Below are 26622 nucleotides of genomic sequence, written 5' to 3'. Positions count from 1 at the left end.
CTCTGCTAAAACAAAAATGAGACAGCTTCATGTCTCACTTTAGTATTTTTACTCGCTGTCCATTTTTTGGACAAACTTACCTTTGCTATCGATATAGAAAAAATCTTCCCCATTTTCGGAAACTAAGGAGAGTCCTGCATCAAATGGGGCAGCATATATGTATTTTGATGGGATGACCTGCTTTCCTTTTGCATCTATAAATCCATATTTTTCTGATTGCATAGTGAGCCATAAATTTTCTCCGCCATTGGACAAGAAATCATATGCTTCGCTTATTTTCTTTCCTTGTTGATCAATTAAATAGTATTTATCTTGCTCTGAGATCACAGCAGTATTGGCTGAAAATTCGTGGATGAGTTCAAATTTGATTGGAATAATAATCTTTCCACTGCTGTCAATGACGCCAGATCCTTGGTCTGTAGTGACTACAGCATGACCGTTTTCAAATTCCCGGGCATAAGTGTAGGTTGCGGGAATCACTACTTGTGCATGGATATTCATGTAGCCATATCGATCATTTTTTGAAAATAGGAATAGCCCATCTTCAGTACGTGCTAAATGTTCATACTGACAGGGAATAATTTCTTTGCCGTCATTGTTGATAAGTCCATAGTGATTGCTTCCGTCGGCTACGACTGCGTAGCCTGCTATAAAGGAATTGATTAAACTATATTTTGCAGGAGTTATTGCATTGCCAATCGTGTCTGCTACTCCAATAAGTTCGGTGTCTTCATCGTAATAAGACTGCCTGTTTTCTCCTAGCTCTGTCGTCTCAAATGTGAACGCTTCTTCCTCAACTTGTTCAAAATCTTGGGGTACTTCAAATAGGGCAGGGTTGACCACCGATGCTGTCACATGGATGGCTTTCATTTCCATTTCATAAGCTGAAATGGATAGTGCTGCTCCTGGTATTTTCTCTAAGTAGGTGTATTCTCCCCAATACATTTTTGGCAGTGCTGTGGTATACCAGACTTCAATAAATGGTTTTTCGTCTTCTGTTCCAATCGGGATCTTAATAATTGCTTTTTTACAGGCATATCCAGCGATTGATTTGGAGGCATTGGTGATGAATTCAATTTGAAAATCTTCGGGAGAGATTACGGCATCTTCTGTCGTAAGTCCTTGCTCATAATAGTTTTTATTGCTGTAATCTAATATGTATGCGATCTGCTTCTTAAAATCAGAGATTTGGACACTTGTATCTATAAATTTGTTTTCTATTCTTAAATAATCTTTAGTCAGATAAATATCTGCGACAGACTCTGCTTCTGTTGTGCTGTCAATATTTAAACCAAACTGGATTTTGAACATTTTCTCTTGTGCAGAAGAGCTGCTGACAAGAACAAATAAAAGAATAAGCGTTCTAAAGATTTTTATTTTCATTTTTAAGTAACTAATTTCTTGCGAAATTATGTTTTTTAATATTCTTTTCTACTATTAAATTTGAGTCTGTTTGTTTATGATGTTTACGACGATCGTTTTTAACCTATTAATGGGATATAAGCGGGTAAATAGTAGTAAAAAATTAAAGTAATAGCGAAACTGACGAATGATTTATGAGAACTGTTTTGCTCAATAGAAGAAATAATAAGCAAATAGATTGAATGAGATTATGATTGCATACAAACTGAATTTTATCTAAGTTTGAGGTTCAATCAAACCAATCCTCTTATATCCCATGAAAAAAACAGCTTTGTTAATTGGTCTATTGGCCATAATTAGTCCCTTTGCAGCGGTCATGGGGCAACAGGATAAACCGAATGTGCTGTTGATCTATGTGGATGATCTGGGTTATGGCGATCTCGGTAGTTATGGTGCGGATAAAATCAAGACACCGAATTTGGATGCTTTGGCTGCTGAGGGTATTCGGTTTACAAATGGGCATGCGACTGCTGCGACTTGTACGCCGTCTCGATATTCCTTAATGACGGGCAACTATCCATTTCGTCAGTCCGGAACTGGTATTCTACCTGGCGATGCCAAATTGATCATTCCTCAAGATCGGATTACTTTGCCCAAGGTCTTTAAAAAGGCGGGTTATCAAACTGCTGTGATAGGAAAATGGCATTTGGGCCTGGGAGATGAGGTGGATAAGGATTGGAATGGTACTATAAAACCAGGACCTTTGGAAGTCGGCTATGATTATTCTTTTATTTTCCCCGCGACCGCAGACCGTGTGCCAACTGTATTTTTGGAAAATCATCGTGTACTTGGTGTAGACAAAAATGATCCGATTGTGGTTTCTTATCATCAAAAGGTGGGTGATCAACCTACAAGCAAGGAGCATCCTGAATTGTTGAAAATGAAAAATTCATTGAATCATGGTCATGATCATACTATTGTGAATGGTATTGGTAGAATTGGATGGATGTCGGGAGGAAAAGATGCAAAATGGGTGGATGAAGAGCTTACGTTGACTTTTGCAGATAAAGCAATTCGTTTTATTCAAGATCATTATCAACAACCTTTTTTCTTAACTTATAATGCTACTGAACCTCATGTACCGCGTATGCCTGCTACCATGTTTAAAGGTAAAAGTGGACTGGGATATCGGGGGGATGCGATTCTGCAACTTGATTATACGGTTGGACAATTGGTCAAAACGCTAAAAGACAACCATGTTTATGAAAATACTATTATTATTTTTTCAAGTGATAATGGTCCGGTGCTAGATGATGGCTATGAGGATGGTGCAGTTGCACAACTGAATGGACATAATCCATTTGGACCTTATAGTGGGGGAAAATATTCGGCGTTTGAGGCTGGAACTCGTGTGCCATTTATCATTACATGGCCAAAAATTATCAAGAAAGGTATTACGTCTGATGCACTTATTTGTCAAGTGGATTTATTGAGTAGTTTTGCTTCTTTTTTGAATGTCAAGTATGCTCGGGGAGAGGCTATCGATAGTGAAAATCACTGGAAGAGTTTGATCGGGAGTGATCAGGTTGGTCGAGCTTATTTGATCAAATCTGCGGGCGCATTAAGTGTTTTGAAGGGTCATTATAAATTTATCAAAGCGAGTAAAGGAGCGAAAAAAAATAACCTTGTGAATATTGAACTTGGGAATGATGATGTGGATCAATTATATGACCTGAATGTTGACAAGGGTGAAAGGACAAATATTGCTGATCGAAATCCTGAAAAAGTTGCTGAATTGAAACTGATCCTGGATCGGGAGATGGGTAAATAATTGCGAGGCAATAATTTGATAGATGCGTTAAAAAAGCGCATTTTTGTAGGATGTCATTTGCGAAGAAAATAATCGAGTGGTATCACGAACATCAACGTGATTTGCCATGGCGAAATACACGAGATCCTTATAAAATCTGGCTGTCGGAAATTATTTTACAACAAACTCGGGTAGAGCAGGGGATGCCGTACTACCTGCGGTTTGCGGAGCGCTATCCTGATGTATTGTCTTTTGCGAATGCTTCGGAAGATGATATTTTGTACTTATGGCAAGGCTTGGGATACTATTCTCGTGGAAGAAACATGTATAAGGCTGCGGGAATAGTACGTGATGAATATCAGGGGATATTCCCTAATTCATATGATGAGTTGATTAAGCTACCTGGAGTTGGGGAATATACTGCGGCAGCAATTTCTTCTTTTTCTAATGATGAGCCTCAAGCGGTTTTAGATGGTAATGTTTTTCGTGTTCTGGCGCGCTATTTCGGTATTGATACACCTATCAATACTCCTGCAGGTAAAAAGATTTTTAGCCAATTGGCTAAAGAAAATTTAGACTTAACTTATCCTGCGTTGTATAATCAGGCGATTATGGATTTTGGGGCGTTACATTGTAAGCCAAAATCGCCTCTGTGCCAACAATGTGAACTTCAATTGGACTGCTATGCCAGAGTGCATGATGTTGTGGCAGATCTACCGGTGAAAATAAAAGCCAAGAAAAGTAGGAATCGCTATTTTCATTACTTCATCATTCAAAAGGATGAGGAGATTTTGATGTCTAAGAGGGGGGCTTCAGATGTTTGGGAAAATTTATATGAGTTTCCTATGATTGAAACAAGCGAGCCTCTGGAAGGAATGTCTATCGTAGACCATCAAGAGTTTTTGGATGTATTTGGATCCGACGCTGCGCTCACTTTATTGCAGACGAATAAAAAACATATTTTGAGCCATCAGCATATATATGCGACTTTCTATAGGTTATTAGATCCTAGGGGTTTGGAACAAAAAAAAATAAATTGGAATTATGTTTTATTAAAAGATTTGGATAAATTAGCTAAACATAAGCTCATTTTTTCTTTTTTAGAAACAGCTAAATTATAACCAAACAACTTTAATATTATGTCAGGAGTCAACAAAGTTATTCTAGTAGGCCATTTAGGCAAAGATCCAGAAATTAGATATTTAGATAATAATGTCTCTGTTGCAAGTTTTCCATTAGCAACATCAGAGAATTTTAATAGAGATGGAAAAAGAGTAGAGCAAACGGAGTGGCATACAGTTGTTCTATGGCGCGGATTAGCGGATGTAGCCGCAAAATATCTGACAAAAGGTAAATTGGTATATATTGAGGGACGACTCAGGACGCGTTCCTATGAAGATAAAGAAGGCATAAGACGTTACTCAACAGAAATTGTTGCGGAGAATTTCACGTTGTTAGGTCGTAAATCAGATTTTGAGCCTACTGCTGCTGCTCCAGCACAAACACATGCTGAAAAAATAGAAAATAAGGAAATTGAGGTTGATTTTACAGAAAATGAAAACGATAGTGATCCGCTACCGTTTTAACGTTATTATTTGTTTTTAACAAGAGCATCACCTAAAAGTGATGCTCTTTTTTTATGATTATTTTTTGAGCTGAGTGAATAAATTTCAAGCTCTCTTATGAAAACCGTTTATCTTTTATAATATTTTGGTGTATCTTTGAATAATTATGTTGCAAGATAAAATAACGCAGTATACTGAGGAAATTAAGCAATTTGCCCCAACTTCTTCAGCTGATGTAGAAAATTTCAGATTGAAATTTTTAGTTTCAAAAGGTATTGTTAAAAATTTGTTTGATGAATTTAAAACGGTTTCAGTAGAAGAGAAACGTGTTTTAGGTATGGTATTGAATGAGTTTAAACAGTTTGCTGAACGAACATACCAAGAAGCTCAAGAAAAATTTGGAGCAAGTAAAGCGCAGGTTCAAAAAAGTGAAGGTGATCTTACTTTGCCTGGTCAGGGTCTTAAATTGGGATCTCGTCATCCGCTTTCTTTGGTTCGCAAAGAGATTGTTGAGATCTTTAAGAAACTAGGCTTTATTGTTTCGGAAGGTCCTGAGATTGAGGATGACTGGCATAATTTTTCGGCTTTGAATTTTCCGCCGGAACATCCTGCTCGTGATATGCAAGATACGTTCTTTATTAAGAAACAAGAAGGCAATGATATTACTTTAAGAACACATACATCGTCTGTTCAGGTTCGTTTAATGGAGGCCGGCAAGCCACCTTTCCGTGCTATCATGCCGGGTCGTGTGTATCGTAATGAAGCGATATCTTCTCGTGCGCATTGTTTCTTCCACCAAGTTGAGGGGCTTTACGTTGATGAGCAGGTTTCTTTTGCTGATTTGAAACAAACATTGTTTCACTTTGTTCAAGAATTATACGGAGAGGGAACTCAAGTGCGCTTCCGCCCTTCTTATTTCCCTTTTACAGAACCTTCTGCTGAGATGGATATTTCATGTACAATTTGTAAAGGTGCAGGTTGTCAGTTGTGTAAGTATTCGGGTTGGGTAGAAATATTGGGTTGCGGTATGGTGGATCCTAACGTGTTAGATAACTGTGGTATCGATAGTAAAAAATATTCAGGTTTTGCCTTTGGTATGGGTATCGAGCGTGTGGCCAATTTGAAATATGAGATTAAAGATTTGAGATTGTTCTCTGAGAATGATGTACGATTCTTATCTCAATTTGAAAGTGAGATCATTTAAATGTTAGAAAGAATACTCTATTTTGTCACATTATTTGCGGTCTTTGTCAAGCGCGTGCTTACAGAGGGTGTAGATAATGTGATTGTTTTTTTTAAAAGTATTCTTGCTAATTGTTTTATGTTTTTCGTAGATCAACAGGTGGCTTATCGTCCCGTTTCTCCACTTCATTTTTTAAGCTAATATTATGGAAGCGGAAAAGATTATTGAATCTATCAAAAGAGCTGCTCGTGAGCTGTTTCGCAAATATGGTTATAATAAAACCAGTGTGAATGAATTGGCAAAGCGGGCTAATGTGGCAAAAGCTACATTTTACAAATATTTTGATAGTAAAGAATTAATTCTGCATGCGATCTTGATGGAATATATTCAAGAGAATGTCAAGGATATCTTAAAAAAGAATGTGGGAGAAGAGGACTTAGCCGTTTTTCTTGGTAATACCATTCTAAAAGTAAGCCGTTTGACTTATACGGTGTGTAATGAGTTTGTGGGCTGGGAATTTATTCGGGAGTCTGCCAACGCGCAAGAATATTTAAAAACACTGTCTGATGATCTCGAGCTTTTATTACTTAGCTCATTTATTCAGCATGATAATATTGCGGCTTCTATTCCTGAAAAGAAGCTGACGTTCTTAATTAAAACAAGTAAAAATATTGTTTTCTCGTTTGCATTTACAGCTGTTACGGAAGCGGATGTGCGTAAAAATTTTATTTCTTTCCAAAAGGAAATTCTTCCTTATTTAGTTCACGCAACTATTCATTAAAATTCTGATCAAAAAAGCGTAATTTTGCGCCAATATGAGAAGAAAAAGTTCACAAGAAAGATTAGTATTCAACGATATCGAGATTATTGATATTGCAGAAGAAGGCAAGGGTGTTGGTAAAACAGATGATTTGGTATTGTTTGTAGAAAAAGCAATTCCGGGTGATGTGGTTGATGTGGAGTTACTGCGTAAAAAGAAAAGTTTTGGTGAAGGTCGTATTCAGACATTGAAGAAAGCTTCTGAACACCGTGTTGAACCTTTCTGTGAGCATTTTGGAGTATGCGGTGGATGTAAATGGCAGCATATGACGTATGATGCGCAATTATTGTTTAAACAACAGTCTGTTGAAAATGCGCTTACACGTATAGGCAAAGTGGATACTTCGTCTATGGAACCTATATTGGCTTCTGGACAAACCGAATATTATCGTAACAAATTGGAATATACTTTTTCCAATAAGAAATGGTTGACTTCTGTTGATGATAATGTGGATGGTATGAATATGGATGCTCTTGGGTTTCACGTACCGGGCAGATTTGATAAGATTTTAAATGTAAATCATTGCTACTTGCAAGAAGATCCTTCGAATGTACTGCGTAACAGTGTGCGTGAGTTTGCGATCGCAAATGATATTTCTTTTTATGACCTGCGCGGACATAGTGGTGTACTGCGTAATTTAATCATCCGTATTTCTTCAACAGGAGAATTAATGGTGATCGTGGTATTTGCTTATCCAGAAGAAGGACAGGTGGAACTGTTAATGTCATTCATCCAGGAAAAATTTCCGTCTATAACTTCTCTTCTTTATATTATCAATCAGAAAAAGAATGATACGATTTTCGATCAGGAAATAGAGATCTACAACGGTCGTGATTTTATTTATGAAGAAATGGAAGGCCTTAAGTTTAAAGTTGGACCAAAATCATTCTATCAGACAAATTCGGCGCAAGCTTATGAATTATATAAAATAACAAGAGATTTTGCAGGATTGTCTGGTCACGAGCTTGTTTATGATTTGTATACAGGTGCGGGTACGATCGCCAACTTTGTTGCTAAATATGCAAAAGAAGTAATTGGTGTGGAATATGTGCCTTCAGCTATTGAGGATGCAAAAATCAATTCGGAGATCAATGGTGTTAAAAATACCAAATTTTACGCTGGCGATATGAAGGATGTGTTAACAGCTCATTTTATCGCACAGCATGGTAAGCCTGATGTGGTGATCACTGATCCTCCTCGTGCGGGCATGCATACTGATGTGGTGGCAAGATTGTTAGAAATGGAGGCGCCAAAAATCGTTTATGTAAGTTGTAATGCGGCAACTCAGGCACGTGATTTGACATTGTTGGCTGAGAAATATGATGTGGTTCGGATTAAACCTGTTGATATGTTTCCGCATACACAGCACGTCGAAAATGTTGTTTTATTAAAACTAAAGGGATAAACTATGGAAATGGAAGAATGGTTTGGAGCATCGAAAAATAGTGAAGATGAAAGCCAAAAATCAAGTCCTCTAAAAAGTCTAAAGATTGATTTGGATTATTATAGTGATTCAATCAAAGAAATATCGCTAGAAATCATGGCTGAGGGATTGTCTGCTTATCCCATTTTTATTGCCCACCAGCATGTCGTGAATGTCGGTGAGCTAATTCTTGATCATGTGGAACTTAAAACAAACTGGAGTATCAATGCTTCAACTTTTGAAGAGTTTGTCGAGTCAAACATTATTAAAGAAGATAGAAAGGATGCCTTTATAAAAAAATATAAACGTGCTCAAGATTTCATGTGTTTGTTTGTTGTGGTGCCAGAAGGAGCAAATTTTGTCTTCTATCCGTATAAGTAAGCATCTTAAATATTTAAACTTTTTTAACATATGATATGTCAAACAATGATTACTTTTATTAATATATGTATAGAAAATTAATTTGCCATATCAGCATCCTGAGCTTGGTGTTCTTGTTTTTTTCGGGAACACATGTTTATGCACAACAAATACAGCGCATTTCGGGGATGGTGTTTGAAAAGGGTACTTCTTTACGTCTTCCTGATGTGAATGTATTAAATATTAGAACAAAAAAATCTGTTGTTTCCAATTCTTTTGGTGTGTTTTTAATTGAGGCTTCTATTGGTGATAGTTTGTCTTTTTCAAAGGTAGGCTATTCAGAGGCGAAAACTTTAATCGGAGATCTGAAAGATTTCTATGTAGAACTCCAGCCGGGAATTAAATTAGAAACGGTTATTATTGAGCGGAAGACGAAGGAAGCGGAACTCAATGAAGCGATGCGGGATTATCAGAAAAAGGGTGTCTATAATGGTGGTAATAATAAATTCGGTACTTATTTAGCTAGTCCTGCTACTGCTCTCTATAATCTTTTCGGACGTGAAGCAAAGAATGCGAAGCGTTTTGGTCGTTTTTTGGACAGTGAAAAAAGACAACTTGAGGTTGATAAAGCTTTTTCGAAGGATGCTGTTCGAGAAATAACAAAGTTGGATGATAAAGATTTAGAATCTTTTATGCGCATTTACAGACCTTCGTATGAAACTGTTGAACATTGGCAACATTATGACTTTCTAGAGTATGTACAGCGTTCTTTAGCTGATTTTAATAAAAATGGAAGACCCGAGGGGCTTACATTGCCAGATATTGAGGTGAAAACACAAGAGAAATAATGAAGTTTAGTTGTGCAGCTGTCGATTTCTGTCTATATTTTTGTTACTAATATCCGCTCCTATAGGGCAATATTTGTTTTTTGGCATTTGGTTTGTTTACTGTTGCTATAGAATACAAGAAAATATTACTTTAGATATTAAAATTATGAAAATGAATAAGAAATTAGCTGTTTTTGGTCTTACGGTGGCTACATCAGCAATGTTATTTGGAAGCTGTTCAACAATTCAAAATACAAATAATACAACAAAAGGTGGCGTAATTGGTGGTGTTGCAGGTGGTGCTTTAGGAGCTTTAATTGGTAATAAAGCAGGAAGTACTGCTATCGGTACTATCGCTGGTGCTGCTATCGGTGGTGCTGCTGGTATATTGATTGGTAAGAAAATGGATAAGCAAGCTGCTGAAATCGCTAAAACTGTTGAAGGAGCTGAAGTAACACAAGCAGGTGAAGGTATCGTTGTGAAGTTTGATTCAGGTATCTTATTTGACTTTAACAAGTCTGACTTGAAGGCTTCTGCTAGAGAAAATATCAAAAACTTGGTGGCAACTTTAAATAAAGAACAAGGTACAGATATTTTAGTTATTGGTCACACGGATAATATTGGATCTTTAGATGCAAATCAAAAAGTTTCTGAAAATCGTGCCAATGCAGTTCGTGCTTTCGCTGTTTCTCAAGGTTTATCTTCATCTCGTATCCGTACAGAAGGTAGAAATTTCTCTGAGCCTTTGGAGAGTAATGATACTGAATCAGGTCGTGCTGCCAATCGTCGTGTAGAGATCGTGATCGTTGCTGGTAGCCAAATGAAACAAGAAGCTAAAAACCAAGCTAAATAGGTCTACAAAATAATTTATATTTTTATAAAAGCGCTGATGTATCATCAGCGCTTTTTTGTTGGATTTTATATTCATATACATGCAATATTAATATGACAAACTGTCATCAATCCAATATTTATTCCTAACTTTGTAGTCTTTGAATTTTGAGCTATGTTAGATTTAACGCATACAACTAAGGAACATGACGAAGCACGTCAAGGTGAGGCATTATTAATTGAAAATAATGTTGATAAAGGTCATGGACGTAAATTATATATCGAAAGTTATGGTTGTCAAATGAACTTTTCGGATAGTGAGATAGTCGCTTCTATTTTACTTGAAGATGGATTTGTGACGACTAAGAATTATCAAGAGGCTGATGTTGTATTTATCAACACCTGTTCTATTCGCGAAAATGCTGAGCAACGTGTACGTAATCGATTGAAAGAGTTTGAATTTGCTAAAAAAAGCAATCCAGGCATGATCGTCGGTGTATTGGGCTGTATGGCAGAACGACTGAAAGCTAAATTTTTGGAAGAGGAAAAATTAGTGGATGTTGTCGTCGGACCTGATGCTTATCGTGATCTACCTAATTTGATTGCTCAGGTTGATGGTGGTAATCGATCTGTTAACGTATTACTATCTCGTGAGGAAACCTATGCTGATATTAATCCTGTTCGTCTAAATACAAATGGTATTACTGCATTTATATCGATCATGCGCGGGTGTGATAACATGTGTTCTTTTTGTGTAGTACCATTTACAAGAGGTAGAGAGCGTAGCCGCGATGCTGAATCGATTGTGAAAGAAGCGCAGGATCTATTTAATGCTGGATATCGTGAGGTAACTCTATTGGGTCAGAATGTCGATTCGTATAAATATACAGCTCCTACGGTGGAGGGGCAGGATGCGATTGCTCCTGTTAATTTTGCAAATCTGTTGGCACTAGTAGCAGAGGTCAATCCATTGTTGCGTGTACGGTTTTCTACTTCACATCCAAAAGATATCACAGACGAAGTCCTTTATACGATGGCAAGTCATGATAATATATGTAAATACATTCACTTACCGGTACAGTCTGGAAATTCTAGAGTACTTGAATTAATGAATCGTACATATGATAGGGAGTGGTATATTAACCGCATCGATGCGATCAATCGCATCATCCCGGGCTGTGGTATTTCAACGGATATCATCACTGGATTTTGTACAGAAACGGAAGAGGAGCATCAAGACACGGTAAGCATGATGGACTATGTTAAGTATGATTATGCTTTTATGTTTGCTTACTCAGAGCGTCCGGGAACATTAGCGGCTAAACGTTATGCTGATGATATACCGGAAGAGGTAAAGAAAAGCCGTTTAACGGAAATCGTTGCCAAACAGCGTGCACATAGTTTTGAGCGTTTACAACAATTTGTGGGTAAAAACCAACGGATTTTAATAGAGGGTTTTTCAAAACGTTCGGATAAAGATTTTGCTGGTCGTAATGATCAGAATGCAATGGCTATTTTTCCTGTAGATGAACGCTTTAAGGCTGGTGATTACGTTACTGTATTTATTGAGTCATGTACTTCTGCTACGTTGTTAGGTAAAATAGTTGACTAATTAGGATTTAATATAGGTTCTTTATTATTAAATTTAGAGGATGGATAATCAAGATATTAAGAATCGATTTGGAATTATAGGTAATTCACCTTTACTTAATAGGGCTATTGATATTGCGCGACAAGTAGCTCCTACAGATATTTCGGTATTGATACAGGGTGAGAGTGGTAGTGGTAAGGAAGTTTTTTCACATATTATTCATCAATTAAGCTCGCGTAAACATGGGGCTTTTATTGCCGTAAATTGTGGTGCTATTCCTGAGGGAACAATTGATTCTGAATTGTTTGGTCATGAAAAAGGTTCTTTTACTGGGGCGCATGAGGCAAGAAAGGGATATTTTGAGGTTGTTGACGGTGGTACTATCTTTTTGGATGAAGTAGGAGAGTTACCTTTAGGTACGCAAGCTCGCCTATTACGGGTTTTGGAATCGGGTGAATACATTCGTGTAGGATCTTCAAAAGTGCAAAAAACGAATGTTCGCGTTGTTGCGGCAACCAATGTTGAGGTGTTTAATGCGGTCCAAAATGGCAAGTTCCGTGAGGATTTGTATTATAGGCTCAATACGGTTCCGTTGCGGATACCATCGTTGCGTGAACGACCTGAAGATATTTATTTGTTATTTAGAAAGTTTGTTGTTGATTTTTCTGATAAATACCGTTCGCCTAGTATACAGTTAACAGAAGATGCTCAAAAATTGTTGATGACCTATAGCTGGCCTGGTAACGTACGTCAGTTGAAGAATATTGCGGAACAAATTGCTGTTCTTGAAAAGGAGCGTGTTGTGGATGCTCGCATTTTGCAAAATTATCTTCCTTCGGAAAGTCGTTCGACACTCCCTGCTGTAGTTGCTAATCAAAGCGGAAAAGACGATTTTTCGGAACGTGATCTTTTGTATAAGGTGCTGTTTGATATGAAAAAGGATATGGTCGATTTGAAAAAATTGGTTGTTGAACTGATTCAAAATGGTGTAAATCCTGCAACTTTTGATGAAAATTCGCCTTATATCAATCGTCTGTACCAAGAGGTGGAACCAGGTACTGAGCGTCTGCAAGATCATCTAGCGGCTTCTCCACAAACGTTGACCATTCATCAGCCTAACGTGATGAAAGGCAATAATGGTCAAGATGGATATTTAAATTATGATACCCAAGATGCTGAAGAGGTAGAGGAGTCTTTATCTTTAACAGAGAAGGAATCTGATTTAATCAAGAAAGCACTTAAAAAACATCGTGGTAAACGTAAGGCTGCTGCACAAGAGCTGGGTATTTCGGAAAGAACTTTGTACAGAAAAATTAAAGACTTAAATTTAGATTTATAAATTGCGTTTATGAAGAAACTTAAATCAAGTTTGTTGCCTGTTTTTATGACTATAGCGATGTTATTTTTTGTAACAAGTTGTGGTGTGAAATATAGTTTTACGGGGGGATCAATCCCTGACGGCATGAAAACTGTGAACGTATTGTACTTTGAGAATATTGCTTCAATGGTTTATCCGACTTTAAGTCAAAATTTTACGGAGGCGTTAAAAGAGCGTATCCGTAATCAATCGCGGTTAAGTCAGGTCAATGATAATGCTGATGCTACTTTTGAAGGTTTTATTACGGATTATAGCATTAGTCCTGCTGCTGTTGAGGCAGGAACGGACCGTGCTGCATTAAATCGTCTTTCCATAACGATTAAAGTAAGTTATCATAATAAAATCATAGAAAAGGACAATTTTGAACAGTCTTTCACCAGATTTAAAGATTTTTCTGGACAATTGCAATCGGCTCAAGAGGAAACATTGAATAAAGAAATTATTATGATGTTGACGGAAGATGTGTACAATAAGGCATTTGCTAACTGGTAGTGGATTAAACTATGGAAAATAAACGAATTTCAGAAGATATAAACTTATTTCATCAAGCAATCAATAATCCTTTGTTGCTTTCGGAATCTGATTTATTGTCCTTGATTGCCAAATTTCCATATGCGCAGTCTCTTCGTTTTGCGTACGAAAGACATCTTTATTTGTTAAATAGGGAGGTGCATAATATTTCTTCTACCTTATTATATGCAGCCAATCCCAATTGGTTATATGAATATTTGCATAAGGCTGCTCCTGCTGAAATGGTTGATGAGATCGAGTCTGTGGATGACTATATCGCTTTTGAAGATACTGTTGAGGATGTTTTAGACGATCAGCTGGTGGTCGATGTATATGAAGAGGCGGAAAAGGAAGATACGGGAAAGGAAGAATTGGATGCGCTGATTCAATCTGGTGTTGCTCATGATTTCTTTCGGTTAGAAAATAGTGATGTTGACCGAGAGGATGATACGAATGAAGTAGAGGTTATGGAAGTAGCTACGGTTTCTGTTATTGATCATGAGGAGCGTTTACTTTCAGGAGCAGAAGAGAAGGATGAAGAGCGTGTCAGTGTATATGACGATGAGCTAATGCCTTATAGCTTTCTCTGGTGGCTACATAAAACACGTTTAGATCATGCGGAGACGTATCAACCATTTTTGAAACCTCCAGTTTATCAGGGTCAACCTGCAGAACAGCAGGTCACGCGTTTTAAACAGAAAATTGATGCGCAGGTATTGGATCAACAAATTCGCGAGAACATATTTCACCTTCAGTCTCCTGAAGTAAAATTGAGCGAAGAATTTAAAAATACAGTTCCTTTTCAGGTAGGGAAGAAAAATACGGATCATTTGATTGAACGATTTATCAAAGAGGATCCTCAGATAAAACCACCTCCTGCTGATAAGATTAATCTGGAGAATAAGGCGCGTAAAAGTTCGGAAGATCAATACTCTTTGGTAACTGAAACGTTAGCTCGTATTTATATTGAACAGGGATTATATCCTAAAGCTATAGAGGTTTACAAAAAATTAGTTTTGAAATATCCAGAAAAAAATGCGTACTTTGCGTCGGAAATTTTAAATTTAGAAAAGAAATTAACTTAATACATATAAAGAAATGCAAGGAATATTAATTGCTCTAATAATTTTGGCTAGTATTTTATTATCATTTTTAGTTTTAATACAAAATCCAAAAGGTGGAGGTTTATCATCAGGATTTGCTGGTGGAACTAATATTATGGGTGTAAAACGTACAGGTGACTTTTTAGAAAAAGGTTCTTGGGGATTAGTGATTGCGATCATGGTTTTTTGTTTAGCATTCAATATTGTGGCTCCAACAACAACAGCTACTGTAGGTGGTGGTTTGGGTAATCAAATTGAGGCTCCTGCACAAGCAAGTCCCTTGAACTTAAATAATACACAAAAGCCTGGTGCGCCAGCTCAACAAGCTCCTGCACAGAAATCTGTTACAGATTCAACAAAATAAGTTGTGCTATAGAAATTAAAAGCCTCCGAGAAATCGGAGGCTTTTTTTTTGCTGTCAGTTTTGGAAAGTGACAGCCTGACAGCGATTGTGAATGAAACCTGCCAGTCTATTCTTTTTCGATGCAAATTTGTCTCAAAAGTCTGTTCTTGGTGCTTTGGCATAATTGCTGATGAAGTTTATATATCATTCAAAAAAAACTAAAAATAAAATATATTATGGCATTAAACATTAAACCTATCGGTGACAGAGTCGTAGTTGAAGCTGCTCAGGCAGAAGAAAAAACAGCTTCAGGATTATACATCCCTGATACAGCAAAAGAGAAACCATCTCAAGGAGTCGTTGTAGCAGTTGGAACAGGTAAAGTTGACGAACCTTTAACTGTAAAAGTTGGTGATAAAGTTTTATATGGTAAATATGCTGGAACTGAAATTACTGTTGAAGGTAAAGAGTATTTAATTATGCGTGAAGCTGATATTTACGCGGTTATTTAATTTTTTAAGGATAGAATTCATAAGTAAACAGATTTGATTACTTGATATCGAGTAAGAATCAAATGTTAATTTCAAAAATTTAAAAATAATGGCAAAACAAGTAAAATATAACGTTGAAGCGCGTGAGGCACTTAAAAAAGGTGTTGATACATTAGCAAATGCAGTAAAGGTAACTTTAGGTCCAAAAGGACGTAATGTCATCATTGAGAAAAAATTTGGTTCACCAGTTATCACTAAAGATGGTGTTACTGTAGCTAAAGAAATCGAATTGAAAGATGCTCTGGAAAATATGGGTGCTCAGATGGTGAAAGAAGTTGCATCAAAAACTGCTGATCAAGCGGGTGATGGTACAACTACCGCAACTGTTTTGGCTCAAGCTATTGTAGCTCCAGGTATTAAATCTGTAGCAGCAGGTGCTAATCCAATGGATTTGAAACGTGGTATTGATAAAGCTGTAGCAGCAGTGGTAGCGAACTTAAAAGCGCAATCTCAAACTGTTGGTCAAGACAATAATAAAATCAAACAAGTAGCATCAATTTCTGCAAATAATGATGAAGTTATCGGAGCTTTAATTGCACAAGCAATGGAAAAAGTGGGTAATGATGGTGTTATTACTGTAGAAGAGGCTAAAGGTACTGAAACTGAAGTAAAAACAGTAGAAGGTATGCAATTTGACCGTGGTTACTTATCTCCATACTTTGTAACGAACTCAGATAAAATGGAAGCGGAATTAGAAAATCCTTACATTTTAATCTATGATAAAAAAATCAGTAACATGAAAGAATTGTTGCCGATTTTGGAAAAACAAGTTCAAACGGGTAAACCATTAATCATCATTGCAGAAGACTTAGACGGAGAGGCATTAGCAACTTTAGTTGTGAATAAAATCCGTGGCTCACTGAAAGTGGCTGCTGTTAAAGCTCCAGGATTTGGTGATCGTCGTAAAGCGATGTTAGAAGATATCGCTATCTTAACTGGTGGTACTGTGATTTCTGAAGAGAGAGGTTTCAAATTAGAAAATGCAACATTAGAAGATTTAGGTCAAGCAGAGAAAGTTGTTGTGGATAAAGATAATACAACAATCATCAATGGTGCTGGTAATGCTGAAGATATTAAATCTCGCGTTGCTCAAATCCGCTCTCAAATTGAAACAACTACTTCTGATTACGATCGTGAGAAATTACAAGAGCGTTTAGCTAAATTGTCTGGTGGTGTTGCTGTTCTTTATGTTGGTGCTACTACTGAAGTTGAAATGAAAGAGAAGAAAGATCGCGTTGATGATGCTTTACATGCAACTCGTGCAGCTGTAGAAGAAGGTATCGTTGCTGGTGGTGGTGTTGCTTTCATTCGTGCAACTGATGCTTTAAAAGGCTTAAAAGGTGCTAATGAAGACGAGACTATCGGTATCGAAATCATCAGACGTGCTATCGAAGAGCCTTTACGTCAGATCTGTTTCAATGCTGGTATTGAAGGTGCCGTAATCGTTCAGAAAGTGAAAGAAGGTACAGGCGATTTTGGTTACAATGCTCGTACAGATGTTTTCGAAAACTTAATTGGTGCCGGTGTAATCGATCCAACTAAAGTTTCTCGTGTTGCTTTGGAAAATGCTGCTTCTATCGCTTCTATGTTATTAACTACGGAGTGTGTATTAGCTGATGAGCCAGAAGAAAATGCTGGTGCTGGTGCTCCTCCAATGGGTGGTGGCATGGGCGGAATGATGTAAGATCATTCTTCTTAACGTAATAAAATAAAAAATCCCGTTACAGCTTGTAACGGGATTTTTTTATTTTATGATTTTGATATACATTAATATCCTGCAGCGGTATCGTCTCCTCTAGGATCAGCTCCTGTTTGCAGTTTTCCGTTTGGTAATACTATAATATTTTCTACTCGACCAATATTGCCACGTGGAGAAATTTTATATCCTGAGTTTACTAAACTTTTTCTCACTTTTGATGTAATGGCTTTTTTCTCGACATCAATTTGATCGGGTAACCATTGGTGATGAAAACGTGGTGATGTGACGGATTGTTGCGCATCTTGATGAAAGTCTATGACATTGACAATAGTCTGGAAAACCGAGGTCATAATGGTGGACCCTCCCGGCGTTCCGACCACCATATAGAGTTGATGATCTTTTTCTACAATGGTTGGAGTCATGGAGCTTAACATTCTCTTGTTAGGTTGTATCGCATTGGCTTTGCCACCAACAAGACCGTAGATATTGGGTACTCCCGGTTTTACCGAGAAGTCGTCCATTTCATCGTTTAGAATAAAGCCGGCACCTGATACAAAAACGCGAGAGCCATAGGAGTTGTTTAATGTGGTGGTGATGGATACGGCATTTCCTTCTGAATCTACGATGCTGAAATGGGTGGTCTCTTCTGATTCATAGCCTGGAAATTTTGCTGCTCTTACATCGGAACTTGCTGTTGCTTTGTTGAAATTGACCGATTTTAACCTGTTACTATTGAAAATAGAATCTGTCAATTCTTTTACGGGTACGCGAATGAAGTCTGGATCTCCGAGATATGTTGCTCTATCGGCATAGATACGGCGCTCTGCTTCAACCATAACGCGAATAGTGGAATCACTTTGAAATCCCCACTTGGACAATGGAAACTGCGCCACAGATTGCAATAGTGCTACTAATGCAGGTCCGCCACTTGATGGAGGTGCCATACAGATGATTTTATGTCCACGATAGTATCCTGTAATTGGCTTGCGCCATACGGCATCATAATTGGCTAAATCACTGTGACTGATAATACCATTGGCGCTCTTCATCTCTTTAACAATGAGGTCTGCAGTAACGCCTTTATAAAAGCCATCGCGACCTTGGTCAGCGATTCTTGTAATGGTACTGGCGAGTTCTGGTTGTTGAAATACATCACCTTTTTTCCATGTTTCGGCTCTGATGATAGGGGCGCCATGGGGATTGTATTTTTCAAAACTTGCTTTAAAATGGTTAAATTCTTCTGCTTGCTGCTTGGTTATTTGAAAGCCATTTTGTGCTAATGCAATGGCTGGGGCGAGCAATTTTTTCCAATCTAGTTTTCCATATTTACGATGGGCTTCAACCATTCCGGCTACTGAACCTGGTACACCGGCTGAAAGGTGTCCATAGACGCTTAAGTTTTCGATCACATTGCCCTGATTGTCCAAATACATGTTGGCATGGCCTTTTTCAGGAGATTTTTCTCTAAAGTCTAAGGCATTGATTTCGCCTTTGCTACTTCGGTAGACCATAAAACCGCCACCTCCGATATTGCCAGCATTGGGATATACGACTGCTAATGCAAACTGTACCGCTACGGCAGCATCAATAGCGTTTCCGCCCATTTTTAAAATATCGACTCCTACTTTTGAAGCTAATGGATGTGCGGAGACAACTGCTGCTTTGTCAAATGTTTCTGATCGCTTGTTTAAGTGGTGCGATACACTGCAGGATTGAATGACTACAGCTGTACTTACTATCCATATATATAATCTTGATGTTTTCATGTTTAATCGTTTACGGGTTGTATTTTTTCAAAATTTCCGTCTAAATGGTCAATTTTTATTTTGTATTTTCTAACATTTGCAGGTCCTGAACCCATTCCAACACCGATCATTCCTCCTCCAAATCCTGAACCAACGGATGCGGACACGAAGATGTTGGCACTATTTTCAGTCGCTAATCCGTAAAAATAGTATTCATCATTTTCCATGACTAGTGGATAGTATCCATAGGTCGTGGAGATAAACGTTTCATCATTGTCCACTATAGCATAGATCTGTGAATCTTTAAGTTTTACTTTTTTACCTTTTTCATTCGTATAATAATAGTACTTGATTCTTCCTTTTTTATCTTTTTCATCTAAAAGTGGATAATCTGGTTTTTGAAATTTGAGGTTTTCGTAGTTCATATAGATACCATCAACAAGATGCTCTGCAGCATATAAAGGTAATTGTTCTTTTTCTTTATAATCGATGTTCTGAAGATCTTGAATGGTCAAAGCCTCAGATCCTATGGTCGGTGTTTTGAGGTTTGACCGAATGAATGTATCTATAATTAGGCTTCCTTTTTTTAATAATTTATTGGAAACATCTATTCCTGATACTTGAAAGCTGCTGTCGATGCGACTAATGGGGTGATAGTAGCTTCCTTTTTTTTGATAAAGATTGGCTCTAAAATCAAAAAATCCTTTTTCCTTGAGCCCACCACCTATTTCGGAAAAGGACAGTCGGCGAATCTGCAGAAGCAAAGTATCTTTTTGCGTACTTTCAAGGGTAATGATTTCTAAATAGTTTTGTATTTGAGTTTCCAGAGAGGGATTAGCCACAACTTTTGCGGATTGACCAAAAAAACCTTTATTGATGATGCCATAATGGGTGGTGTCTTTTCTAGAATCAAGTACGTATATTTTTTGAAATAGACTTTCCATGACCAGATCTTTGGGATCATATTGAAATTTGAATTCTTTGTCCCTGTCTTGTGCAGACACGTGTGCTAGTCCAATAAGTAAAATGGTAAATAACACATAATGTTTTCTTTTATGTAGGTATTTCGTAAAATTCATTTCCGAAGGGATTAATATGATGCATTAAAGGTAAAGAAATAAAAAGGCTGTATCAAATATCTTGATACAGCCTTTTTACATCCACGAATGGATTAAAGTGTTAAAGCTAATTTGGTAAATATATAACGACCATTATTACCGAATTGTTGTCCTGTTCTGGAATAAATAAAATATCCGGCACCTCTCAATCCGGATCCTTCTCTAGTTTCATCGGGATAAATATCTAAAAGATTATTAGCTCCTAAGGTGAACCGTAGGTTTTTAGTGATGCTGTAACCTAGGCTTAGATCTGTAATGATTTTGCCTCTGAAGGTCTGGTAATCAGCTTCTGTGTTTGTCGCACCGTCAACATCTCCAAAATAAACATTGCGCAAGAACACATTGAATTTATTTAAGCTGTAGTTCAGACTCAGATTTACTTTTGTGCGTGGTACTGCTGATTCTAAATAAATGCGCGATTGGTTGTCAAAATAAATACTTTCTTTGCCAGCAAGTTTTTCGGACGCATGAATATCTCCTATAATATTGGTCTTGACGAACGTGGCTGAAAGGTCGGTCCGAAGTTTACCTTTTCCTATATCTTCATTGTAAGTCAAAACTACGTCTATACCTTTGGTCTCTGTATCAATTGCATTGGCAAAAAAACGTGCTGATGTTGCATTGGACTGTGCTAATAGATCATATATCTCCTTGTCTTGTTCGGTTGCATTTGAGGCATTGCTTCCTGTAAATGTTCCTGTATAAATAATGCGGTTATCTATGGCTATGAAATATCCATCAACAGTGGCCTTGAATTTGCCATAATTGGCTGTTAATCCTGCACTATAGGAACGGGAAGTCTCTTGTTTTAATGAAGGTATGCCGAGTAATTGTGCAGGCCTACTATCGTTTGTGAAAGTTCCAGAATTGGTAATGACACCATCATTGAATAAGCTTGAGGTTGCATTGAAGTAACGTTGATGAAGTGATGGAGCTCTAAATCCTGTACTTGCAGCTGCACGAAATGTAAAGATGTCATCTATTTTATAACGTGTCCCCAATTTCCAATTGAGTGTTGATCCGAAATCAGAGTAATTTTCAAAACGTAGCGCTCCTGTTAATAGCCAACTCGTGGTTATATTGGCTTCTACATCGGCATATGCACCTACTGAAGAGCGTGTTTCATTGACTTCGTTGTCAGGTCTAAATCCAGGGAATGCTTGTGCTCCTGATGCATATGGTTTGCCATTTTGGGCAAATCGTGTTTGTACATTTCCTTGGATATTGGGTATTAAGATTGGATTGCCATTTGCATCAGTACCAATTTTTATTGCTTTTCCATAATCTGCATAGGAGGATTCTTCTCCAGCTACAATTTGGTAATTTTCATAACGGTGTTCAAATCCAAAAGCAACGTTTATTCCTGCTAATGGTTGCTCGAAGAATTTGGTGAAGTCTAAATTACTTGTGTTTTGAATAAAGCGATATCCTCCATCATCAAAGGTAGTAGGAGAGGCTTTTAACAAACTGGCGTTTAGAGAATTTTGGGTCTGAAAGTCAATTGTATTGGATCCATAAGCATTGGATAGATCGACTTTCCAACCTGAAAATTCTGATTTTATTCCCGTAGCTAATGATTTATCATAGTTATCTGTGACGATTAATGGTAGGAAACCGTCTGGATATATTTCACTGATATTTTGGGTAATTTGAGCTGGTTGTCGACGAAATGCTGCAGAGGTACCTTTTCTGTAATTTAATCCTCCGAATGAATAAAATTCTGAATGTTCTGATAAGGGAATTTTTGAATTGAAAAATAAAGATCCCCCTTTTGTCTCGGCTTGACCAATTCTTGAAACATAATCTGCACGTGTTTTACCGAGTCTTGCAAGTTCATCATTGGTGATATCTACCCCTGTTGGGTTAGGATATAAACTTGGATTATTGTAATCTGAGAAAATTGTTCCTGTAAACTCTTTTTGCCGATTTGTCGGCTGCCGGAAATCGTATGAACCAGAGAAATTGATAAATCCACCGTTTTTAGTTACTGGAATTCCGTAATTGACATTTGCTTGCACACTTTGCCCATCGTAATTGTTCTCTGCATTTTTGGACAAATATCCACCATAGGTGACGGAAGCACGTAGTTCATCGACACTATCTTCAATGACAATATTAATGACGCCTGCAATGGCATCTGATCCGTACTGAGCGGCGGCACCATCACGTAGAATTTCTATTCTTTTTATTGCTGATGTTGGTATGGCATTTAGATCTGTCCCAACTGATCCTTTACCAAATGAACCGTTTATATTGACTAATGATGTAGTATGTCGACGTTTTCCATTGACAAGCACCAATACTTGATCGGGTCCTAAGCCTCTTAATGATGCGGGGTCAATATGATCTGTACCGTCGGATATGGTTTGTGTATTGGAGTTGAAAGATGGTGCGACGTAATTTAGAATTTGGTTTAATGATACTTGACCCACATCTTTTGTCAATCCTTTAATGTCAATAACATCTACGGGTGCGACGGTCTGTAAATTGGATCTTCCTTGAGCTCTTGATCCAATAACAACAACTTCATCCAAGGAAACGCTTGATAATTCGAAATTGATTAGACCGTCAGTACCCTGTGAAATTGTAATTTCTTTGGTTTTGGTGGTAAAGCCAATATGAGATACGACTAATGTATTGATTCCAGATGATGCTGGAATATTAAAACTCCCATCTTCTAATGATTTAGTTGATGTATTATTACTCGTGTTCCTAATGGTAACACTGCTTAATGGTATGCCATTATTGCTTACTTTACCTCTAATGACTTCTTGAGAGAAGGAATATAGGCTAGTTACGGTTAATGCACTCGTTAGTAATATTTGATATAGAGTTGATCGTTGTGTAGAATTTTTATCCATAAAGTTTATATATTTAAGTTAATATCCTCAAATATATAAAGTCTACCTGATAACTAGTGTATTTATTTTTAAAAATAATTTTCCACCTAAATCACTAACAACCTTGTTATTGTTCTTTTAGTTTCTCATTGTTTTTATGCCGATCAGCATCACGAATTGATTTTTTTTCTAAATTTTTTTCGAGCGCATCGGTCAAGTCGATACCTGTTTGATTTGCTAAACACATCAAAACAAAAAGAACATCTGCCATTTCATCGGCTAAATTTACTTCTTTGTCCGATTTCTTAAAGGATTGTTCTCCATATTGTCGTGCCATTATTCTAGCAACTTCTCCAACTTCTTCCATGAGCATTGCAGTATTGGTCAATTCATTGAAATAACGAACGCCTGTCGTAGTAATCCATTTATCAATGGTTTCTTGTGCTTCTTTTATGGTCATCGTATTAGAAATTTTCTTTATCCTGTGTATTCATTATAATGGTTACTGGACCATCGTTTAGTAGATCAATTTTCATGTCAGCACCAAAAATGCCGAGCTGAATTTTTTTGTGCAGCAAAGTACTGAGATAATCGGCCATTTCGATATACATGGGTTGAGCTTTATCTGGTTTGGCTGCACGAATAAAGGATGGTCGATTTCCTTTTTTTGTCTGTGCGAATAATGTAAATTGAGAAATGAATAAAATATTGCCCGCAATATCTTGTACGGATTTGTTCATCAATCCGTTTTCGTCATTGAATATCCTCAGATTGATAAATTTTTGAGCCATCCATTTCATATCCTCTATGGTATCTTCTTCCTCAATTCCGATTAGAATTAGTAATCCATTTTCAATTTGACCTGTAATCTTATTGTCGACTGAACATTGTGCTCTGGAAACTCTTTGTATGACTGCGCGCATAGGGCAATTATAAGAAAAAAATGTCAACTAATGATTTCACTTATGTCAATGGCAGTTTATATACTGCTGATCGTAGAAGTCGATACTTGTTGAGGAAAAAAATACACGCTACTAATGAGCGTGTATTTTTTCTAATTAGAATTTGACATTTAGGCTCAGCATATAATTAGTTGTTGCCTGTGGATAGTAGAAATTAAAGTATTTTCGTGAATTTCCGTCCATATAATCCCATGTATATCCATTAGTTTGATATTTTTCATTTAAAATATTGTTAATGGTTAAACCGAGATCTATATTTTTGACGCCCAGTATGGAGAAGCTATAGCTAGCTCTGACATTGTTGACAAAAGAGGCATCTATACTTCGTTCTTTTGCAGAGCTGTTGTCTAGGTACTGTCTTGAAATATACTTAGACAGTAACGCGATCTGAAAAGAAGGGACTGGAGCATAAGAAAATTCACTTGATAGTATTGTTGCAGGAGAAAGAGCAATATTTGTCTTTTTGATAAATTCGCCGCTCGTTTCATCTGTATAATTTTTAATTTTATTCTGGCTTAGACCAGCAGTTGCTTTCCACTCAAATTGATTCGATATTTTCCAAGCAGCGTCAAATTCTAACCCTATGCGGTAACTATCAGGAATGTTCATCCTTAGAGCGGAACCGACATCATTAAGTGCTCCTGTTGGGATGAGCTGATCTTTATAGAACATACCATAAAAATTGGTTCCGATGTTAAAAGCATCATTTCGGAAGCGATAGCCGAGCTCGATATCTTGCATTTTTTCTGGCTTGGGATTGTTCCCTTTTACATCCACAAAATCATTACGTACGGGTTCTTTGCTCGCATAAGCATAAGATGCATACAAATTTGCCTGTTCATTGATCAGGTAAGTGAAGCCAACTTTGGGATTTAAAAAGTTGAATGTTCGTTCAAAATTCATTCCTTTGATTTTATCATCATCACCTCTAACTTTGTAAAAGATATTGCGATACTGCACATCTGCGAATAATAACCAATTATCTAACGCAAAATCTGCTTTTAGAAATGTACTAATATCATTTTTTGTTGCATCATTTAAATAATATTTGTCGCCCAAGTTGCTAGTAGATGCATATTTTGCCCAGATTACTTCTCCGTAATGATCTCCTTTATATTGATTTACAGCTCCACCCCATGTTAATTTAATAGATTGGGAGGGATTGTAATTGAAGGAATAGGTAGCTCCATAAAAATGGTTATCTAACCATCGCCTTCTGACTAAGTCTGTTTTGGTGATGGTATCTGTTCCGATGATGACTGGCGGCAGATTGTATTTTGAAAAAGCATCTTCAGGTCTGTACTCTTCATAATAACCTGCTCCTCTCGTGTAATGTAGGGCTGCATTGAAGGTTAGTTTATCATTGATAAAATTGCTGTAGTGTAACTGATGATGTGTCTGGGTATAATTGTCAGTTTGATTTTTATATAAGTATTTGTTATAGGTACGGCCTGAATTTAATAGGTTCTGTGTTTCGGCTTCTGTATAACCATCATTGATGGCGTAGTCTTGCATTCCGGCTATATCATTATTCAATCTTGGTTCTGGTGTGCCGTACCAAGATTGATAAGTTTTTTCCTTTCCTGAGAATACAATCGCTTTTAAAATTTGTTTGTCACTGTAATAACCTCCATCTACATAAAATGATTTGAGATCAGCAGATGCACGATCAATATAACCATCGCTTAGAATACGAGAAAGACGTACGTTAAATGCAAATTTATTGTTTAATAGGCCTGAACCAATTTTTAACGTGTTTTTCCAAGAATTATATGAACCATAAGAGTTATTTAATTCCACATAGGCATCTTTTTCCAATGTATTGGATTGGATATTTAATGATGCTCCAAATGACCCAGCGCCATTTGTGGATGTGCCGATACCTCGTTGAATCTGAATACTCTCTGTCGAAGAAGCAAAATCTGGAAGGTTGACGAAGAATGACCCCATACTTTCAGCATCATTTAAGGGTATTCCATTTAAGGTGACATTGATACGGGCATTATCAGAGCCTCTTATTTTCATACTTGTATATCCGATGCCGGCACCTGCATCGGATCCGATTACGACAGAAGGTGTTTGATCGAGCAAATAAGGGATGTCTTGTCCAAAATTATTTTTTGCGATATCTTCTTTGCTTAGATTTTTATAAGTTGTGGAGGAATTGTTTTTTGCGCGGGTGGCTTGGACAATAACTTCTTCTGTTTTTATTTTGGATGGTTCAAGATAAATTTCAAAAGACTGATTGTCTAGTAGGTTAATTTGCTTTTTTTCTGTGCTGAAACCTAAATAGGAAACCATTAATTCGTATTTTCCTGTTGATAGATCAGAAAATTTAGCGATGCCGTTTTGGTCAGATTTCGAATGTTTACTGACACGATCTGATAAAATAATGCTAGCACCCTGCAATGTTTTTTTTGTTGAAATGTCGAGTACTTTGATTGACAATTGGTGTTGCGCAGATACAGAAAGTGTAATTCCTACTAGTACTACTGTGCTGATTAAATTTTTAACCATGATTTTTTAATTGAATTTTGAGTTAAACAAACTCTTGCAAGGGGTTACAACAGTTTTTATTGATATTTAACTAACCTTTTCCCT

General features: G+C 37.1%; 23 protein-coding genes. 16 read left to right on the top strand and 7 right to left on the bottom strand.

Annotation, left to right across the window (positions count from 1 at the left end):
* Positions 1 to 48: 48 nt before the first annotated feature.
* Positions 49 to 1383 carry a WG repeat-containing protein gene (locus B3P23_RS17800; RefSeq protein WP_293928479.1) on the bottom strand — a complete coding sequence of 445 codons (1335 nt, stop codon included), beginning with the start codon at positions 1381 to 1383 and terminating at the stop codon, positions 49 to 51.
* A gap of 295 nt (positions 1384 to 1678) precedes the next feature.
* Between B3P23_RS17800 and B3P23_RS17795 the strand changes: the two genes are divergently transcribed.
* From B3P23_RS17795 to groL, 16 genes are all read left to right on the top strand, one after another.
* Positions 1679 to 3193, top strand: coding sequence for a sulfatase family protein (locus B3P23_RS17795; protein WP_293928477.1), 1515 nt, complete (start codon positions 1679 to 1681; stop codon positions 3191 to 3193).
* Between the two features lie 50 nt (positions 3194 to 3243).
* Positions 3244 to 4293 (top strand): A/G-specific adenine glycosylase, encoded by a 1050-nt coding sequence (mutY, locus tag B3P23_RS17790; RefSeq protein ID WP_293928475.1) that lies wholly within the window; start codon positions 3244 to 3246, stop codon positions 4291 to 4293.
* A gap of 18 nt (positions 4294 to 4311) precedes the next feature.
* Entirely contained in the window at positions 4312 to 4758 is a 447-nt protein-coding gene (locus B3P23_RS17785; RefSeq protein WP_094771461.1) for a single-stranded DNA-binding protein, read from the top strand.
* Between the two features lie 145 nt (positions 4759 to 4903).
* Complete coding sequence (pheS, locus tag B3P23_RS17780; protein ID WP_045752843.1) at positions 4904 to 5941, top strand: phenylalanine--tRNA ligase subunit alpha; 1038 nt, start codon at positions 4904 to 4906, stop codon at positions 5939 to 5941.
* A 184-nt stretch (positions 5942 to 6125) separates the two neighbouring features.
* A complete protein-coding gene (locus B3P23_RS17775) occupies positions 6126 to 6701 on the top strand; it encodes a TetR/AcrR family transcriptional regulator (protein ID WP_045752845.1) in 576 nt (191 codons plus the stop codon).
* Positions 6702 to 6735: 34 nt separating this feature from the next.
* Positions 6736 to 8145, top strand: a complete 1410-nt coding sequence (rlmD, locus tag B3P23_RS17770; protein ID WP_094771460.1) for a 23S rRNA (uracil(1939)-C(5))-methyltransferase RlmD — start codon at positions 6736 to 6738, stop codon at positions 8143 to 8145.
* A gap of 3 nt (positions 8146 to 8148) precedes the next feature.
* A complete protein-coding gene (locus B3P23_RS17765; RefSeq protein WP_045752847.1) occupies positions 8149 to 8544 on the top strand; it encodes a hypothetical protein in 396 nt (131 codons plus the stop codon).
* Positions 8545 to 8609: 65 nt separating this feature from the next.
* Entirely contained in the window at positions 8610 to 9371 is a 762-nt protein-coding gene (locus tag B3P23_RS17760) for a hypothetical protein (protein WP_045752848.1), read from the top strand.
* A 151-nt stretch (positions 9372 to 9522) separates the two neighbouring features.
* On the top strand, positions 9523 to 10203 hold the full coding sequence (locus tag B3P23_RS17755) for an OmpA family protein (protein ID WP_248754961.1): 681 nt from the start codon (positions 9523 to 9525) through the stop codon (positions 10201 to 10203).
* Positions 10204 to 10356: 153 nt separating this feature from the next.
* Positions 10357 to 11793, top strand: coding sequence for a tRNA (N6-isopentenyl adenosine(37)-C2)-methylthiotransferase MiaB (gene miaB, locus B3P23_RS17750; protein WP_045752849.1), 1437 nt, complete (start codon positions 10357 to 10359; stop codon positions 11791 to 11793).
* A gap of 40 nt (positions 11794 to 11833) precedes the next feature.
* Complete coding sequence (locus B3P23_RS17745; protein WP_293928470.1) at positions 11834 to 13111, top strand: sigma-54 interaction domain-containing protein; 1278 nt, start codon at positions 11834 to 11836, stop codon at positions 13109 to 13111.
* Between the two features lie 9 nt (positions 13112 to 13120).
* Positions 13121 to 13642: an LptE family protein gene (locus B3P23_RS17740; RefSeq protein ID WP_045752851.1), complete on the top strand. Its 522-nt coding sequence runs from the start codon at positions 13121 to 13123 to the stop codon at positions 13640 to 13642.
* 11 nt (positions 13643 to 13653) lie between these two features.
* Positions 13654 to 14745, top strand: a complete 1092-nt coding sequence (locus tag B3P23_RS17735; RefSeq protein ID WP_293928467.1) for a hypothetical protein — start codon at positions 13654 to 13656, stop codon at positions 14743 to 14745.
* 13 nt (positions 14746 to 14758) lie between these two features.
* On the top strand, positions 14759 to 15127 hold the full coding sequence (gene secG / locus B3P23_RS17730; RefSeq protein ID WP_045752853.1) for a preprotein translocase subunit SecG: 369 nt from the start codon (positions 14759 to 14761) through the stop codon (positions 15125 to 15127).
* 215 nt (positions 15128 to 15342) lie between these two features.
* Positions 15343 to 15618, top strand: a complete 276-nt coding sequence (locus tag B3P23_RS17725; protein WP_045754354.1) for a co-chaperone GroES — start codon at positions 15343 to 15345, stop codon at positions 15616 to 15618.
* A gap of 85 nt (positions 15619 to 15703) precedes the next feature.
* Positions 15704 to 17341, top strand: a complete 1638-nt coding sequence (groL, locus tag B3P23_RS17720) for a chaperonin GroEL (RefSeq protein WP_248755918.1) — start codon at positions 15704 to 15706, stop codon at positions 17339 to 17341.
* Between the two features lie 83 nt (positions 17342 to 17424).
* Here the strand turns inward: groL and ggt are convergent, their stop codons facing one another.
* The 6 genes from ggt to B3P23_RS17690 all read right to left on the bottom strand — a co-directional run bounded on the left by ggt (position 17425) and on the right by B3P23_RS17690 (position 26538).
* On the bottom strand, positions 17425 to 19122 hold the full coding sequence (gene ggt, locus B3P23_RS17715; RefSeq protein ID WP_293928463.1) for a gamma-glutamyltransferase: 1698 nt from the start codon (positions 19120 to 19122) through the stop codon (positions 17425 to 17427).
* 2 nt (positions 19123 to 19124) lie between these two features.
* Positions 19125 to 20180, bottom strand: coding sequence for a hypothetical protein (locus tag B3P23_RS17710; RefSeq protein ID WP_045754357.1), 1056 nt, complete (start codon positions 20178 to 20180; stop codon positions 19125 to 19127).
* Between the two features lie 92 nt (positions 20181 to 20272).
* Positions 20273 to 23080, bottom strand: coding sequence for a TonB-dependent receptor (locus B3P23_RS17705; RefSeq protein WP_293928461.1), 2808 nt, complete (start codon positions 23078 to 23080; stop codon positions 20273 to 20275).
* A 106-nt stretch (positions 23081 to 23186) separates the two neighbouring features.
* On the bottom strand, positions 23187 to 23519 hold the full coding sequence (locus tag B3P23_RS17700) for a nucleotide pyrophosphohydrolase (RefSeq protein WP_108159201.1): 333 nt from the start codon (positions 23517 to 23519) through the stop codon (positions 23187 to 23189).
* A gap of 4 nt (positions 23520 to 23523) precedes the next feature.
* Positions 23524 to 23982, bottom strand: coding sequence for a D-aminoacyl-tRNA deacylase (gene dtd, locus B3P23_RS17695; protein WP_293928457.1), 459 nt, complete (start codon positions 23980 to 23982; stop codon positions 23524 to 23526).
* 135 nt (positions 23983 to 24117) lie between these two features.
* Complete coding sequence (locus B3P23_RS17690; RefSeq protein ID WP_293928455.1) at positions 24118 to 26538, bottom strand: TonB-dependent receptor; 2421 nt, start codon at positions 26536 to 26538, stop codon at positions 24118 to 24120.
* Positions 26539 to 26622 lie beyond the last annotated feature (84 nt).

Origin of the sequence: Sphingobacterium sp. UBA6320 (assembly GCF_002440335.1) — a bacterium.
Classification (GTDB): Bacteria; Bacteroidota; Bacteroidia; order Sphingobacteriales; family Sphingobacteriaceae; genus Sphingobacterium.
This window is presented reverse-complemented; position numbering and strand designations above follow the sequence as displayed.